At 63.0% G+C, this 254-nt stretch carries 1 pseudogene; it reads left to right on the plus strand.

The features are described from left to right. Nucleotides 1-129 precede the first annotated feature (129 nt). Nucleotides 130-254: pseudogene (locus tag PKKP23_RS33625) on the plus strand (IS110 family transposase); the annotation flags it as partial.

The following is a 254-nucleotide window of genomic DNA, read 5'->3' on the forward strand; positions in this document are numbered from 1 at the left end:
CGAGCCGCTCCTGAAGGGCATTCCCTTCAAGGACGGCACTCCGGTGATTGAAAGCACACCGGCTCCTCAAGCGCTGGCCGCCTGATCATGCCGCCTGACCCGCGTACACCACTCTTGACGATTGCTCCTGGCCATATCGAGGATCGCCTGCTCGAATACGACCGCGCGATCGCTGAGATCGCGCGTGCGGATGCGCGCAGCAAGAGGCTGATGCAATTGCTCGGCATCGGCCCGACCACGGCCAGTGCATTGCT

It is taken from the genome of Paraburkholderia kururiensis JCM 10599 = LMG 19447, assembly GCF_003986935.1.
GTDB lineage: Bacteria > Pseudomonadota > Gammaproteobacteria > Burkholderiales > Burkholderiaceae > Paraburkholderia > Paraburkholderia kururiensis.